This is a genomic window from Crossiella cryophila, assembly GCF_014204915.1.
Lineage (GTDB): Bacteria > Actinomycetota > Actinomycetes > Mycobacteriales > Pseudonocardiaceae > Crossiella > Crossiella cryophila.
Genome location: NZ_JACHMH010000001.1, coordinates 6,710,022 through 6,724,772, shown reverse-complemented (window position 1 = coordinate 6,724,772; position 14,751 = coordinate 6,710,022). Strand labels below are relative to the sequence as shown.

Sequence of the window (14,751 nt, the reverse complement as noted above, 5' to 3'; positions counted from 1 at the left end):
CTGCGCAGACGTTTCACATCGCGAACTGAACAGGTATGCCGGACAGGTCTGCCAGGCATACTACTTTCCTCCTACTCGACACCCCGGTCCAATACCAGAAAGTATGACCCATCAATACCCGCCAGTGTGATTGTTCGGCCCTCTCGCGCACCTAGGCTTGCTGTCAGATGGGCCATGCTCCACTGTGGACCGGCGGCCCCCGATGCCGACCGGTTCGCCGGGTTCTCCCGTAGCGATATCACCCCGACACTGATGAGGAACCCACCGCCATGGGCGCACGGAAGACGACAGCAGTACTCGGCGCGGTCCTGCTGACCCTGACCACCTCCGCGCCTGCGGTCGCCGCACCCACCGACGAGCTGTCCGGCTACCGCTCCCAGCAGCTCACCTGGTCCGCCTGCGCCGACCCGGACCTGGCCGCCGCGGGCGTCGACTGCGCCAAGGTCGAGGTCCCCCTGGACTACCGCGATCCAGGAGGCAGGCGTATCGAGGTCGCGATCAGCCGGAAGAAGGCCGCCGAGCCGGCCCGCCGGCGCGGTGTGTTGCTGACCAACCCCGGCGGCCCTGGCGGTGAGGGCCTGTTCCTGGCCGCGAAGCTGGCCGAGCAGCCGATCGCGCGGGTCTACGACCTGATCGGGATGGACCCGCGCGGGGTGGGCCAGTCGACCCGGCTGTCCTGCTTCTATCCGCCGACGCCCGAGCTGACCACGCGGCCGCCGGAGGCCGAACTGCCGCTGTGGACCCAGCTGGCCAGGGACACCGAAACGGGCTGCGGTGCGGCGGGCGGTGCGTTCCGGCAGCACGTCACCAGCATGAACACCGCCCGGGATCTGGACCTCATCCGCGCGGCGCTGCGCGAGGAGAAGATCAACTACGTCGGCTACTCCTACGGCACCTTCCTGGGCGCCATGTACGGCACGATGTTCCCGGACCGGCTGGACCGCAGCGTGCTCGATTCGGCGCTGGACCCGCGCAAGACCTGGCACCAGCAGGACTACGACACCCTGGGCGCGTTCAAGGACAACCTGCGGAACTGGACCGAGTGGACCGCTGCCCGCAACGGCACCTTCAAACTGGGCGACAAGCCCGCGGCGGTGCGCGCCGCGGTGGACCGGATCGCCGCCGAGGTCCAGAAGCGCCCGCTCGGCTTGCTCACCAACGTCAGCGCCTTCGACCGCACCATCGGCAACACCACCCGGTACCGCCGGATGTGGGCCGACCTGGCCTTGGCCGTGCGCGAGCTGCTCACCCAGGCCGAGGGCGGCGCCGGTCGGGCCGCGGGTGGTGATCTCGCCGCCGCCGGGGCGATCCTGCACGCGGCGCGGCAGCAGGTCACCGAGGGGACCTACAACTCGGTGGTCTGCGACTGGTACTGGCCGCAGGCGGTCAACGGCTACCTCGCGGACATGCGGCAGGTTCGCGACACCTTCCCCTACGCCGACGCGGTCAACTTCATGGCCCCGAAGAACTGCACCTTCTACCTGCCCAGGGACCGGATGACCCGGATCCGCCCGCGGGCCTACCCGACCGGGCTGGTGGTCCAGTCCGAGGGCGACACCCAGACCGCGCACGCCAACGGTGTGGCCATGGCCCGCCACCAGAAGGCCCGCCTGATCAACGTGCGCGACGACGGCAACCACGCGCACTACGGCATCCAGAACAACACCTGCGTGGACCGCCTGGTCAACGCCTACCTGCTCGACGGCGCGCTGCCCGCACCGCGGGTGGACTGCCCTGGCGTGGACAAACCCAAGGACATCCCGGCCGACTCCGCCCGCGCCAAGTCCACTGTGGACAATCCGGCAACCGCTGATCTGGTCACGGCCGCCAGGGAGATCGTGGCCCGCGACCTGGTCCGGGGACAGCGGTGAGCCGACGCAACCGGGTCGGCCTCGGCGGCGCCCTGCTGGTGCTGCTCGGAGTGCTGGCCATGACCATAGGACCGGACCTGGTCAACGCCGCCGTCCCGGACCGGACCCCGCCGGTGCGGTCCGGCGACACCAGGGTGATCGACACGGGGGAGGCCCGGGTCCGCCTGGACCTGACCCCACTGGTGGGCTGGACCCCAACCCCAGGCACCAACCCCACCGGCTTCACCCTCACCCGCGCCACCGACCGGCTCAGCGTCGAGGTGAAGTCAGGCGTGCGGAACGGCCGGATCGCGCTGGAGCGGTACCTGCGCGGCCTGGGCGTCACCGAACCCGCACTGCGCTGGCAGCTCACCGGCGACGTGCGCACCGACACCGGACTCACCGGCCACCAGGCCACCTTCCACAACCGCGACCGCCACGGCACGGTCTGGCTGCTCAGCCGCGCCACCACCGCGGTGATCCTCAACCTGGTCGGACCACCGGACACCGAACCCGGCATCGGCACCCTGCTCGACCTGGTGGAGGTGAGCGGATGAGACCCACCCGGCCAGCCGCACGCCACTGTTGGCGCGGTGCGGGCACGCTGACCTTGCTCCTCAGGGATCGCGATGTGGAGGCCGGATCCTCGGGTGACCGGCGTGGACAGCCCGGCGCATCGCAGCCGTCCGGTGGGGCGACCTGCCCGACGTGCTCCCATGCCTGGCGCCGCGTGCACATGGCCACCAGCCGGCTCGCGGTCAAGACGATCGTGGCGCAGGTGAACGTCGCCGGCGGCGCGTTCGTGATCACGGGTGATCGCCCGGTGCCCATCGAGCAGGCCGCACGTCCTGACGTCCTCGAAGGCCCCGGCCGTGAAGGGGGATAGCGCCATCAGCACGCTCCAGACCCGTGCGTTCTGGCAGCCCCGGCGCGCGATGCTGTGGGTCTACCTGCTGGTCGTGGTGACCTGCCTGCCACTGCTCGCCCTGACCTTCGCGCCGTTCGCCGCGGCCTCCCCGGTCGCACTGGGCATCGCGCTGGCCGGGCAGCTGGTGCTCGGCGTCCTGCTCTACACGCTGATCCGCTGGATCGACCTGTTCGAGAAGGAACCCCGCACGCTGCTCGCCGCGGCCTTCCTGTGGGGTGTGGCGATGACCGCGCTGGCCGGCAGCCCGAACGGGGCGATCGGCCAGCTGGTGGCCAAACTCGGCGGCCACCAGTTCGCGGTGGACTGGTACGCCGCCATCGCGGGTCCCACCACCGAGGAGACGCTCAAGGCACTAGGCGTGATCGCGATCGTGGTGATCGGCCGCGAACAGGTCCAGCGCCCGCTGGACGGTCTGGTCTATGGCGCGATGGTCGGCCTCGGCTTCCAGCTCGCCGAGAACGTCACCTACGTGCTGAGCAACGCGATCGAGAACCCCAACAGCGATGTCCAGGGCGGCATCGGGGTGCTGCTGGCCCGGTTCCTCACCGGCCTGGCCACGCACACCGTGTACAGCGGCGTGGTCGGCCTGGGCATCGGGTACGCGCTGACCAGGATCGACCGGTCCTGGGCCCGGCGGGTGATGGTCGCGCTCGCGTTGTTCCTGGGTGGCTGGGTCCTGCACTTCCTGTGGAACTCGCCATTGCTCGGCGAATCCGGCCTGGTGACCGTCATCGTCAAGCAGGGCCTGATCGTGGTCTTCTTCATCCTGGCCATCCGCTACGGCGCGCGGCACGAGTACCGCTGGTTCGTCAGCACCCTGCGCGCGGAACCAGCCGAGATGATCACCCCAGCGGAACTCGGCGCCCTGCGCACCCGCCGATCCCGCCGCCGCGCCCGCAAACACGCCGCCGCCCAGCTCGGTCCGCCAGGCCCGGCGCTGCTCCGGCGGCTGCAGGACGCCCAGCTCGCGCTCGCCGTGGCCAAGGACTGGGCGGCCGATGCGGCCACTGATCCCGAGGTGGCCGCGGCCCGGAAAGCGATCACGCACGCACGGGCCGACCTGGGGCGACGCGGTCAGGAGGTCAGCCTGGGCGGGCGATGAGTTCGACCATGGTGCGGATCGGGGTGAACTTCGGCAGCTCGGCGAAGGCATCCCGGTGCTCGACGACGAACCCGGCCCGGCGCACCGCCGCCTCGGTGTCCCGGTTGGGGCGACAGCCGGCGGCCAGTCGTCGCCACAGCGGGTCCACCCGGTCCTGCCACCTGGCCAGCCCGCCGGTGCCGCGCACGTGCTCCAGCACCACCAGCCGTCCACCCGGCGCCAGCACCCGTCTGGCCTCGGCCAGCGCCCGGTCCGGGTGCGCGACCGTGCACAGCACCAGCGTGCAGACCACCGTGTCCACACTGGCGTCGGGCAGGGCCAGGGCCTCGGCGGGGGAGTCCAGTACCTCCACCGGCACCCGCGCGCGATCCACCCGGCGGGCCAGGCGCTGCCGCATGTGCGGATCCGGCTCGGTGGCCAGCACCCGCGCCGCACTGGCGAAGTACGGCAGGTTGACCCCGGTGCCCGCCCCGACGTCCAGCACCACCCCGGTCAGCCCACCCAGCAGCCTGGCTCGCCGGGCGGCCAGCACCCGGCGTTCCATCGCGGCCGTCATCCGGTCGTACACCATCGCGAAAAGCCGGTGACCAGGCATATCGCCCATCATCCCAGAACGGAGTCGGCTTGCTCACTCGTTCCGCGCTTGAAAGTTCGGCCAGCCGAACTTTAGTCTTCCAGAGACCGAACTCGGCACTGGGAGGCGCGGAACACGCATGCGGAACACACCCTCGCGGTTAACGCGCACCTGGCTGGCCACGATCTCCGTCCTCGCGCTGGCCGTGACCGGCTGCACCGCCCGCACCGCGGCCGACCCCGCTGACAGCCGCCCGGTCGTGCTGACCACCTTCACCGTGCTCGCCGACATCGCCGGCAACGTGGCGGGCGACAAGCTGCGGGTCGAGTCGATCACCAAGGCGGGTGCCGAGATCCACGGCTACGAGCCCACCCCCGCCGACATCCGCAAGGCCACCCAGGCCAAGCTGATCCTGGACAACGGCCTCAACCTGGAGGCGTGGTTCACCAAGTTCGTCGCCGAACTGGACGTGCCGCACGCCGTGGTCAGCGAGGGCGTGCAGCCGGTGGACATCGCCGAGGACGCCTACCGCGGCAAGCCCAACCCGCACGCCTGGATGTCCCCGCTGAACGTGCGCACCTACGCCGACAACATGGCCAAGGCCTTCGCCAAGCTCGCCCCGGCGCACGCGGCCGAGTTCACCGCCAACGCCGAGAAGTACAAGCAGCAGCTCACCGAGGTCCAGCAGCGGCTCACCGGCGCACTCGGCAAACTGCCGAAGGAACAACGCGCGCTGGTCACCTGCGAGGGCGCTTTCTCCTACCTGGCAAGGGATGCCGGACTGACCGAGCGGTACCTGTGGGCGGTCAACGCCGAACAGCAGGCCACCCCACAGCAGATCGCCGGCGCCATCGAGTTCGTCCGGCAGAACAAGGTGCCCGCGGTGTTCTGCGAGTCCACCGTCTCCGACGCGCCGATGCAGCAGGTCGTCTCGGCCACCGGCGCCCGCTTCGGCGGCGTGCTCTACGTTGACTCACTCTCCGAGGCGGGCGGCCCGGTGCCGACCTACCTGGACCTGATCCGGCACGACGTGGACACCATCGTCGCGGGGCTGACCAAGTGAGGCCCGCGGTCCGGGTCGAGGACGTCACCGTGCACTACGGCGAGGTGCAGGCGCTCAACGGCGTCAGCCTCACCCTGGAACAGGGCCGGGTGCACGCGCTGATCGGGGTCAACGGCTCCGGCAAGTCCACCCTGTTCAAGACCATCATGGGCGTGCTGCGCCCGGACTCCGGCACGGTCGAGGTGGACGGCCAGACCCCGGCCCGCGCCCGCAAGTCCGGCGCGATCGGCTATGTGCCGCAAAGCGAAACGGTCGACTGGGCGTTCCCGCTCTCCGTCCGCGATGTGGTGATGACCGGCCGCTACGGACACCTGGGTTTCACCCGCCGCGCGCGCCGCGCCGACCACGAGGCGGTCAACGCCGCGCTGGCCAGGGTCGAGCTGACCGACCTGGCCGACCGGCAGATCGGCCAGCTCTCCGGCGGTCAGCGCAAACGCGCCTTCCTGGCCCGCGGCATCGCCCAGCACGCCCGGATCCTGTTGCTGGACGAGCCGTTCGCGGGCGTGGACAAGCCCTCGGAGGCCACCATCACCCGCCAGCTCCGCGCACTGGCCGCCGACGGCGTCACCATCCTGATCTCCACCCACGACCTGGCCGCCGTGCCCGGCCTGGCCGATGAGGCCCTGCTGCTGATGCGCCGGATCCTGGCCCGCGGCGAACCCGCCGAGGTCCTCTCCCCGGAGAACCTGGCCCTGGCCTTCGGCCTCGACGTCTCCCAGGAGCGGGTGTGAACATCCTCGACCTGCTGGCCGAACCCCTCGGCTACAGCTTCATGGTCCGCGCGCTGGTGGCCACCGTGATCGCCGCGGTGGTGTGCGCGGTGCTGTCCTGCTGGCTGGTGCTCATCGGCTGGTCGCTGATGGGCGACGCGGTCTCGCACGCGGTGCTGCCCGGCGTGGTGCTGGCCTACGTGCTCGGCGCGCCGTTCGCGGTGGGCGCGCTGGTGTTCGGCTTCCTGGCGGTGGCGCTGATCGGGGTGGTGCGCGACACCAGCCGGATCAAGGAGGACGCGGCCATCGGCATCGTGTTCACCACGCTGTTCGCCCTCGGGCTGGTGCTGATCTCGGTGACCCCGAGTCAGACCGACCTCAACCACATCGTCTTCGGCAACCTGCTCGGCGTGGCCACCACCGACGTCATCCAGATCGCCGTGCTGGGTGCGCTGGCGCTGACCGTGCTGGTGCTCAAACGCCGCGACTTCACCCTGTACGCCTTCGACCCGACGCACGCGCACGCCATCGGCCTGAGCCCCCGGGTGCTCGGCGCCCTGCTGCTGGCCCTGCTCGCGCTGACCTCGGTGGTGGCGTTGCAGGTGGTCGGGGTGATCCTGGTGGTGGCGATGCTGATCATCCCGGGCGCCACCGCGTACCTGCTGACCAACCGCTTCCAGCGGATGCTGATCATCGCCCCGGTGCTGTCCGTGCTGGCCGCGGTCACCGGCCTGTACCTGAGCTACTACCTGGACACCGCCTCCGGCGGCATGATCGTCCTGGTGCAGGGCGTGGTGTTCACCCTGGCCTACCTCTTCGGCCCGGAACACGGGATTCTGGGCCGCAGGCTGGCCGCGCGTCGGCGTGCGGCGGCCCGAGCGTGACCGTGCGCGGATACCCTGCCCGCATGTCGGTGTCCGAACTGTCCGAGAGCACCCAGAACTACCTCAAGGTGGTCTGGGCGCTGCAGGAGTGGTCCGAGGAGCCGGTCACCACCTCGGTGATCGCCCAGCGTCTTGGCCTGCGGCTGTCCTCGGTGTCGGAGTCGGTCCGCAGGCTGACCGAACAGGGCCTGCTGGAACACCCGCGTTACGGCAGCGTCGGCCTGACCGAGGCAGGCCGGGCGCACGCGGTGGCCATGGTCCGCCGCCACCGTCTCATCGAGACCTTCCTGGTCAACGCGCTGAACTATCGCTGGGACGAGGTGCACGAGGAGGCCGAGCAACTCGAACACGTGGTCTCGGACCTGATGGTCACCCGCATCGACGAGTTCCTCGGCAAACCCACCCGCGACCCGCACGGCGACCCCATCCCCGCCGCCGACGGCACCGTGCACCGCCCCGACGCCCGCCAGCTCACCGGCATGCCCCCGGGAACCCGCTGCCGGGTCGAACGCATCTCCGACGCCGACGCCGCCCGCCTGCAGTACTTCGCCGACAACGGCCTGGTCATCGACACCGAACTCCTGGTCCTGGACTCCGCAACCGGCGCCGACACCCTCACCATCCGCGTCGCCGACCGCACCGACCACCTGAGCCTCGGCCCCGCCGCCACCGACGCGGTCTGGGTCTCCCACCAGCCGTAGCTCCCGGCACCGGGTCCCAGCCGTCGCTGTCAACAGGACGTGCACAGAACATAAGCACCCGCCTGCGAATGTCCAGGTGTGCTCACCAGGCGAACCTTCACCAAGCTCATCACCACCGGAGCGGCCACCGCCACGCTGACCGGCGTCTCCACCGCCGCGGCCAAGGCCCAGACCGAGCCCCGAACCGGCATGGCCCGGGACGAGGCGCCCGCCCAGGACAAGCCGTCCGCTTCAGACCGGCCATCGACCAGCGGTGCCCCGGGCTGGCGCAGCCTAGGCCCGATCCGGCAGGTACGCACCGAGTTGCTGGACATCGCCTACCACGAGTCCGGCCCAGCCACCGGCCCCGTCGTGCTGCTCGGCTACGGCTGGCCGTACTCGCCGCTCGCCTACGCCGAGGTCGCCCCCGCACTGGCCCGCCGCGGCTACCGAGTGCTCATCCCCTACCTGCGCGGCCAGGGCACCACCCGATTCCGGTCACCGAACACCATGCGTTCCGGGCAACAAGCAGCGCTCGGTTCGGACTGGATCGCGTTCATGGACGCACTCAAGATCCCCAAGGCCATTTTCGGCGGCTACGACTGGGGCGGCCGGGGCCTGTGCGTGGCCGCCGCCCTGTGGCCGGAACGCTGCCTCGGCCTGGTCTCGGTGAACAACTACCTGGTCCAGAACCTGTCACTGGCCAGGATGCCGCTGGCACCGTCCATCGAATCAGCGCAGTGGTACTTCTACTACTTCCTGACGGAGCGCGGCCGCAACGGCCTGACCACCAACACCAAGGAACTGACCCGCGTGGTCTGGCAACGCAACTCCCCGACCTGGCGCTTCACCGAGCAGGACCTGGACCAGGCAGTCTCGATCTTCCAGAACCCGGACTACGTCGACATCGTCCTGCACAACTACCGCCACCGCCTGCTCACCGAACCCGGCGACCCCCGCTACGACGACCTCGAGTCCAAGCTGCTCACCCAGCCCCGGATCACCGTGCCCACAGTGACCCTGGACGGCCTGGACGACGGCAACTTCCCACCCACCAACGGCACCCCCTCAGCGAAGTTCTTCACCGGCCCGCGGGTACACCACCAGGTCCCCGGCGCAGGCCACAACCTTCCCCAGGAACGCCCGAAAGCCTTCCTGAACGCAGTCCTCGAGGTAACCCGCCTACGCCCCTGACCTGTCCCCAGTGCGAGGTCTTTCCCTTCACTTTCAGCAGCCCAGGATTCCACTGTGGACAGGGTGAAGCGAAGAACCAGCAACCCACGCACCCAAACCAAGGCCCTCGGCCTGGCAATGGCCCTCGCGTTCACCCTGCCCCCAGTCGCAACGGCAAGCCCAGCCCAACCTCAAGCTCCCACCCCAGCCACGACAGCGGCCCTCGCCGCCACGCCAGCCGCAGCAGCCCCAGCCCCAGCGGCAGCGGCGCCGGCGGGAGCCCCAGCGGCAGCGGCAGCGGCGCCGGGCTCGGTCATCCGGCACAGCTTCGGCAACAGCGCGGGCAGCCGTGAGTACGGCCTCTACCAACCCGCCGGCGAAGTCCGCCCCGGCCGACCGCTGATCGTGTTCCTGCACGGCTGCGGTGGCGCGACCCCAGAGGAAGCAGTGCGGCAATCCGGCCTCACCACCCTCGCCGACCAGCACGGCTTCCTGGTAGCCGCGCCCGCGCAGCCCCCGTCCACGGGGTTCAACGGGTGCTGGAACTGGTTCCTGCCCTGGCAACAGCAACGCGACGCCGGCGAGCCGTCGATCATCGCGGGCATCACCCGCGAGGTGATCCAGCGGGAACAGATCGATCCGGCCCGGGTGTACGTCGCCGGGTTCTCCGCAGGTGGGGCGATGAGCACGGTCATGGGCGCGACCTACCCGGACCTGTACGCAGCCGTGGCGACCTTCGCCGGCTGCGGTTACCCCACCTGTGTTGACGGCACCGGCTTGCTCGCCCGCCTGCGCATGGGCGGCCTCGCCCGGCCGATGCCGGTGCTGCTCGGACAGGGCGAGCTGGACCCGATCAGCGTCTACCCGCTGGGGCGACTACACCTGCGCCAGTGGCTCAACGCCAACACGCTGGCCGGCGGCGGTGGCCCGTGGCTGGGCCCGGACCGGTTGTCGCGCAACAAGCCCTTCGACCGGGAGACCTACCTCGATCCGAGTGGCTGTGCACTGGTTGAGTTCCTCACCGTGCACGGTGGCAAGCACACCTACTTCACCGAACAGCCGGACTATCCCGCCGAGTTGACCAGCTTCCTGCTGCGGCAACGACTCGGCGCGGCACCCGCGGACTGCCGGTGAACACCACTGCCACACTGACGTAGTTGCCGGACAACGTGAACGTTGATCAGCAGGACATCACCAGCCCACACCTTCAACCCGGCCACTTGCTTCAGTGCCGTAGTGGATTCCCTCGCCCAGACACGTCTACTTGGCGGCGAACCACGAGACCCGCCGGGCGGGGATCAGGGGCCAGACGCCTCGGCGAGGCCCTTGAGGTGTTCGTTGCGAGTGCTGATCAATCGCCGCATGTAGTGATCGAGTACCAGCAGCTCCGCGAGCCGGCCCAGCGGACCGAGCGGCGCGGCGAAGTCGATCACATCGCGCATCAGCGTGCCGCCCCGGCCATCCGGCTCGAAGTGGTGCGCGTGATGCCAGCGCCGGAACGGACCGCGCTCCTGCTCATCGACGAAGTACCCCGGCGGGTCGTACGCACTGATCCGCGAGGTCATCCGCCAGTTCAGTCCGAAGTGCCTCGCCTGCCAGGTGACGGTGTCGCCAAGGGCAAGCTGCCCGGAGGTGACCCCGTCGACCGCACGTTCGGTGGAACCCGCCATCGAACTCGTGTGCACCTCGACCTCCAGCGAGAGGTCGAAGACCCGCTGCGGCGGCGCGGCGATGCTGGTGCTGACCTCGAAACGCGGCATGCCTCGACCCTACGTCTGACCTCCGCCGAGACACCCAGCCTCAGGGACGCCGGACCAGATGTCCGCCGATCTGCAGCTGATCACGTAGCAGCCGTTGGGTTCTACTGACCTCCTCCTCTGTGCAATCGATCAGTACCTTGATCTCGACATCCCGCTTGACCAGATCCGCGGTGAGCAACACCCCGCACACACCTGCCCCGGCAGCGCTGCCCAGGAACACGTCGATCCCTTCACCGTCGCCGCTGCTGGTGGCCTCCAGGTGGCCGTAGTCGAGCGGGTAGATCACATCGGGAAATCGCGGGTGCGGTTGGCCACGCGGTCGGTCGACCACGATGGACGAGGCCGCGACCAGTTGGTCGAGCCGTTCGAAGAACCCCAGCAGTTCACTTTGTTGGCGTCCAGGAGAGGTAAGCACCCGAACATTCTCGTTCACCCCTGCCGCAGGCCGGAGTCATTACTCTGGCCGGGTTGATGGTCTTGCTGACGGGGGAGAGCGATCGTGACTACAACCAGGGAGTTGCTCCGGAACGTGCGGCGGCGGCCTGGCATGTACTTGTGGCGGTCTGAGCTGTCGTATGGGGGACTGGTCAACTTCGTGATGGGCTTGGACCTGGGTACAGATGGCGCCCTGCTGAACGGTTTTCGTGAGTTCCTGGTGCTCAAGCTCGACGGCGGCGACAATCTCGGCTGGCCTGGGCTGGTGAAGCACCTGTCGGGCGACGGGACGGAGGCTGCGGTTGACCAGATCGGGCCCGGCCAGGCTGGGGTTGACTGCCTCTTTGATCTGCTGGATGAGTTCCTGGCCGAAGCCAGTAACCCGCACCGCCGGACCCGCATCCATCACGAATACGTGCAGTGGCTGCAACGGCAGTCCTGGTACAACCAGGATCTGGCGCGGTTCAGCAGTTCCCCGCCGCCTGAGATGCTCGACGTGGACCAAGCGTGCGCGATGTCCGGCGTGGACCGGCCGACCCTGTTCGACCTCGTGGCAGCCGGTCAACTCCAGCTGTCGCGAGCTGGGGCTGAGGTGCTGTTCTACCGGCGAGAGGTCGAACAGCTGGTCCCGTGATTCGCTGGGCTGGGAGAAGATCGGGGTATGAGCGATCTGCTGTTGCGGGATGGGCTTGTGCTGGATGTGCGCTCTGGTGACTACTTCGAGGCGAGCCTTCGTTGTGTGGACGGCCGGATCGTCGAGATCGGCCCGGGTCTGACCGCCTCGGCGGAGGCCAGGATCGTTGACCTGGCCGGGGCGGTGGTGCTGCCGGGGTTGATCGACGCGCATGTGCACGTCACCGCGGCGACCGCGGCGCTGGGGGATCTGCCGACCTGGTCGCCGTCCTATGTGGCCGCACACGCCGCCCGGATCATGGGGTCGATGTTGCGGCGCGGGTTCACCACCGTCCGGGACGCGGCCGGTGCGGACTATGGGCTGGCCGATGCCCAGGCCGAGGGCCTGATCGTCGGACCTCGGTTGGCCTTTTGCGGCAAGGCGTTGAGCCAGACCGGCGGTCATGGCGACCTGCGTGGGCGGGGCGCCTCGGCTGCGGACGATCATCCCTGTTGTGCGGGGCTTGGCCAGGTTGCCGATGGGGTGGACGCGGTCCGGGTGGCGGCCCGGAACGAATTGCGCAAGGGGGCGCACCACATCAAGGTGATGGCCTCCGGTGGCGTGGCTTCGCCGACGGACCGGATCGACTCCACGCAGTACTCGATGGAGGAGTTGCGTGCGGTGGTGGAGGAAGCCGAGGCGGCCAATCGGTATGTGGCGGCGCACGCCTACACCGCGCGGGCGGTGAACCGCGCGCTGGAGGCCGGGGTGCGGTCGATCGAGCACGGGAACCTGATCGATGAGCGCAGCGTCGAGTTGTTCCTCGCGCACGACGCCTATCTGGTGCCGACCCTGGTCACGTACTGGGCGTTGAAGCAGGAGGGCAAGGCGCACGGCCTGCCGGCGGACAGCCACCGCAAGGTGGACGAGGTGCTGGAAGGCGGCCTGCGCGCGCTGGAACGCGCGGCCCGCGGTGGGGTGAAGCTGGTGTACGGCAGCGATTTGCTCGGCGGGATGCACCGCTACCAGAGTCACGAGTTCCTCCTTCGGGGTGAGGTTCAGCAACCGATCGATGTCATCCGCTCAGCCACGGTCACCGCGGCCGAGCTACTGGGGCTCGCCGGGGAGATCGGCGAGGTTGAGGTGGGGGCACGGGCCGATCTGGTGGTGCTGGACCGGGATCCGTTGACTGAGGTGGGGGTGTTGGCGGCCACACGTCATATCGTGCATGTGGTGCAGGAGGGCCGCATCGTCTCTGACGGCAAGGCCGCATAGGAGGAAAGTCGTACCCGGCTCTGCCCTCCTCGCCGATGTCCCCAAGCTCCCGACCGACGATCGTGGAAATCGCGCTTCGGACGGAGGGACAAACAGTGATCATCGCTGAGGGCTTGACGAAACAGTACGGCGGCGGCGTCGGTGTGGCCGACCTGTCCTTCGCCGTGCGGCCCGGTGCGGTCACCGGGTTCCTCGGTCCGAACGGGGCAGGCAAGTCGACCACGATCAAGCTGATGCTCGGCCTGGTGCGCGGCGCGGGCCGCACCACCTTCACCGGCCGCAGCTACCTGGAACTGGCCGATCCGTTGCGCACAGTCGGCGTGCTGGTCGACCCGGGCGCGGTGCACCCGTCCCGCTCGGCAGCCGGGCACCTGCGGATGGTGGCCGCGGGCGGCGGGTTGCCGATACGCCGGGTACACGAGGCGCTGTCCCTGGTTGGTCTGGACTCGGTGGCGGACAAGGCGGTCGGGAGGTTCAGCCTGGGCATGCGGCAGCGGCTGGGCCTGGCCACCGCACTGCTCGGCGATCCGGAGTACCTGATCCTGGACGAACCTGCCAACGGGCTTGATCCCGACGGGGTGCGCTGGATCCGACGGTTCCTGCGTGAGTTGGCGGGGCAGGGGCGGACCGTGCTGGCCTCCTCGCACCTGCTGGCCGAGATGGCACAACTCGCCGACGATCTGGTCGTCATCGGCGGGGGCCGGTTGATCTCGGCCGGCTCGCTGGCGGAGTTCGTCGACCAGCACACCCGCAGCGTTGTCGTGGTGCGCGGGCCCGAGACTGCGCGGTTACTGGTGGCCTTGGGTCGCAACGGGTTACGCGTGTGGCAGGGCACCACCGAAGAGCTGGTGGTCGACACCGACAACACCGAGCTGGTCGCCAGGGTGGCCGCTCAGACAGGGTTACCGGTCCGGGAACTGTTCCTGCGGCGGTCCGATCTGGAACAGGCATACCTGGCCGCGACCGCGCACACCGTCCAACACCGAGGAGAACCGTCGTGAACACAGCGGTGGCCTACGAATGGCACCGGGCCCGCGGCCTGCGCTCAACCTGGGCGTTGCTGCTCGCGGCCGGAGCACTGGCCTTCGCCTCTGGGCTGTACTGGGGCGCCAAGACCGATCTGGGGAGGCTGGACGCGTTCGATTCCTCGCTCGGTCTCCCACTGACTCTGGGCGCTTCGCTGATCGCCGCGGTGGGGGTGTGTGCGTTCGGACTGGACTACCAGCACGGCACGATGCTCACCACCCGCCTGGTGCTGCGGTTCCGGGCCCGGATCGTGGCGGCCAAGGCGGTGGTGGTCGGCGGGCTGAGCCTGGTTGGCGGAGTGCTGGTGACTGGGCTCGCGGTGGCCGGGGTGTTACTGGCTGGTGGTTCACCCGATGGTGGGGTGACGCATGTGCTGCTGCGGGGCGTCGGCGTGCTGTTACTGACGCTGTTGTCCGGGCTGGCCGGGCTCGCGCTCGGCGGGCTGCTGCGGTACACCGCGATCGGTACCGGGGTCTTCCTGGTGTGGACGTTGGTGGCCGAGACCGCGCTGGGTGGGTTCCTGCACGTGCCCCCGTCCTCATTGCCGTTTCGCGGCACCGCGCTGCTGTTCGCCGGGAGCGCCCCGCCGTGGTTCGCGGTGCTGCTGTTCGCGCTGGTGGCGGCGGCCGGACTGACCGCGGTGGGATTCACCCTGGCACGTCGGGACAGCTGACGGTC

At 69.5% G+C, this 14,751-nt stretch carries 17 protein-coding genes; 14 read left to right on the top strand and 3 right to left on the bottom strand.

The window, feature by feature from the left end:
• Positions 1-269: 269 nt before the first annotated feature.
• The 4 genes from HNR67_RS29410 (at position 270) to HNR67_RS29395 (ending at position 3,880) form a co-directional block, all read left to right on the top strand.
• A complete protein-coding gene (locus HNR67_RS29410) occupies positions 270-1,871 on the top strand; it encodes an alpha/beta fold hydrolase (protein ID WP_185005429.1) in 1,602 nt (533 codons plus the stop codon).
• Complete coding sequence (locus HNR67_RS29405) at positions 1,868-2,407, top strand: hypothetical protein (RefSeq protein WP_185005428.1); 540 nt, start codon at positions 1,868-1,870, stop codon at positions 2,405-2,407. Before HNR67_RS29410 ends, HNR67_RS29405 begins: the two co-directional genes overlap by 4 nt.
• Before the next feature lie 179 nt (positions 2,408-2,586).
• Complete coding sequence (locus HNR67_RS29400; protein WP_185005427.1) at positions 2,587-2,736, top strand: hypothetical protein; 150 nt, start codon at positions 2,587-2,589, stop codon at positions 2,734-2,736.
• Positions 2,723-3,880 (top strand): PrsW family intramembrane metalloprotease, encoded by a 1,158-nt coding sequence (locus tag HNR67_RS29395; protein WP_185005426.1) that lies wholly within the window; start codon positions 2,723-2,725, stop codon positions 3,878-3,880. Before HNR67_RS29400 ends, HNR67_RS29395 begins: the two co-directional genes overlap by 14 nt.
• On the opposite strand, the gene HNR67_RS29390 is transcribed toward HNR67_RS29395, so the two are convergent.
• Complete coding sequence (locus tag HNR67_RS29390) at positions 3,861-4,436, bottom strand: class I SAM-dependent methyltransferase (protein ID WP_407645146.1); 576 nt, start codon at positions 4,434-4,436, stop codon at positions 3,861-3,863. The genes HNR67_RS29395 and HNR67_RS29390 overlap by 20 nt on opposite strands.
• A gap of 157 nt (positions 4,437-4,593) precedes the next feature.
• Between HNR67_RS29390 and HNR67_RS29385 the strand changes: the two genes are divergently transcribed.
• From HNR67_RS29385 to HNR67_RS29360, 6 genes are all read left to right on the top strand, one after another.
• Positions 4,594-5,517 (top strand): metal ABC transporter substrate-binding protein, encoded by a 924-nt coding sequence (locus tag HNR67_RS29385; protein ID WP_185005424.1) that lies wholly within the window; start codon positions 4,594-4,596, stop codon positions 5,515-5,517.
• Complete coding sequence (locus HNR67_RS29380) at positions 5,514-6,248, top strand: metal ABC transporter ATP-binding protein (protein WP_185005423.1); 735 nt, start codon at positions 5,514-5,516, stop codon at positions 6,246-6,248. The genes HNR67_RS29385 and HNR67_RS29380 overlap by 4 nt, the downstream gene beginning before the upstream one ends.
• Positions 6,245-7,111 (top strand): metal ABC transporter permease, encoded by an 867-nt coding sequence (locus HNR67_RS29375; RefSeq protein WP_185005422.1) that lies wholly within the window; start codon positions 6,245-6,247, stop codon positions 7,109-7,111. Before HNR67_RS29380 ends, HNR67_RS29375 begins: the two co-directional genes overlap by 4 nt.
• A gap of 23 nt (positions 7,112-7,134) precedes the next feature.
• Positions 7,135-7,812, top strand: coding sequence for a metal-dependent transcriptional regulator (locus HNR67_RS29370; protein ID WP_185005421.1), 678 nt, complete (start codon positions 7,135-7,137; stop codon positions 7,810-7,812).
• Positions 7,813-7,890: 78 nt separating this feature from the next.
• Positions 7,891-8,985, top strand: a complete 1,095-nt coding sequence (locus HNR67_RS29365) for an alpha/beta fold hydrolase (RefSeq protein WP_185005420.1) — start codon at positions 7,891-7,893, stop codon at positions 8,983-8,985.
• A 117-nt stretch (positions 8,986-9,102) separates the two neighbouring features.
• Positions 9,103-10,098, top strand: a complete 996-nt coding sequence (locus HNR67_RS29360) for an extracellular catalytic domain type 1 short-chain-length polyhydroxyalkanoate depolymerase (protein ID WP_246493629.1) — start codon at positions 9,103-9,105, stop codon at positions 10,096-10,098.
• Positions 10,099-10,262: 164 nt separating this feature from the next.
• Here the strand turns inward: HNR67_RS29360 and HNR67_RS29355 are convergent, their stop codons facing one another.
• Both HNR67_RS29355 and HNR67_RS29350 read right to left on the bottom strand, forming a co-directional pair.
• Positions 10,263-10,724 (bottom strand): SRPBCC family protein, encoded by a 462-nt coding sequence (locus HNR67_RS29355; RefSeq protein WP_185005418.1) that lies wholly within the window; start codon positions 10,722-10,724, stop codon positions 10,263-10,265.
• Between the two features lie 40 nt (positions 10,725-10,764).
• Positions 10,765-11,139 carry an inorganic pyrophosphatase gene (locus HNR67_RS29350; RefSeq protein ID WP_312988285.1) on the bottom strand — a complete coding sequence of 125 codons (375 nt, stop codon included), beginning with the start codon at positions 11,137-11,139 and terminating at the stop codon, positions 10,765-10,767.
• 102 nt (positions 11,140-11,241) lie between these two features.
• On the opposite strand from HNR67_RS29350, the gene HNR67_RS29345 reads away from it, so the two are divergent.
• The 4 genes from HNR67_RS29345 to HNR67_RS29330 all read left to right on the top strand — a co-directional run bounded on the left by HNR67_RS29345 (position 11,242) and on the right by HNR67_RS29330 (position 14,746).
• Positions 11,242-11,793 (top strand): helix-turn-helix domain-containing protein, encoded by a 552-nt coding sequence (locus HNR67_RS29345; RefSeq protein WP_185005417.1) that lies wholly within the window; start codon positions 11,242-11,244, stop codon positions 11,791-11,793.
• Between the two features lie 27 nt (positions 11,794-11,820).
• The gene (locus HNR67_RS29340) at positions 11,821-13,047 is read left to right on the top strand and encodes a metal-dependent hydrolase family protein (RefSeq protein ID WP_185005416.1); all 1,227 of its coding nucleotides are present in this window, start codon (positions 11,821-11,823) and stop codon (positions 13,045-13,047) included.
• Positions 13,048-13,160: 113 nt separating this feature from the next.
• Positions 13,161-14,048: an ATP-binding cassette domain-containing protein gene (locus HNR67_RS29335; protein ID WP_246492622.1), complete on the top strand. Its 888-nt coding sequence runs from the start codon at positions 13,161-13,163 to the stop codon at positions 14,046-14,048.
• Positions 14,045-14,746, top strand: a complete 702-nt coding sequence (locus HNR67_RS29330) for a hypothetical protein (RefSeq protein WP_185005414.1) — start codon at positions 14,045-14,047, stop codon at positions 14,744-14,746. The genes HNR67_RS29335 and HNR67_RS29330 overlap by 4 nt, the downstream gene beginning before the upstream one ends.
• Positions 14,747-14,751: the final 5 nt, after the last annotated feature.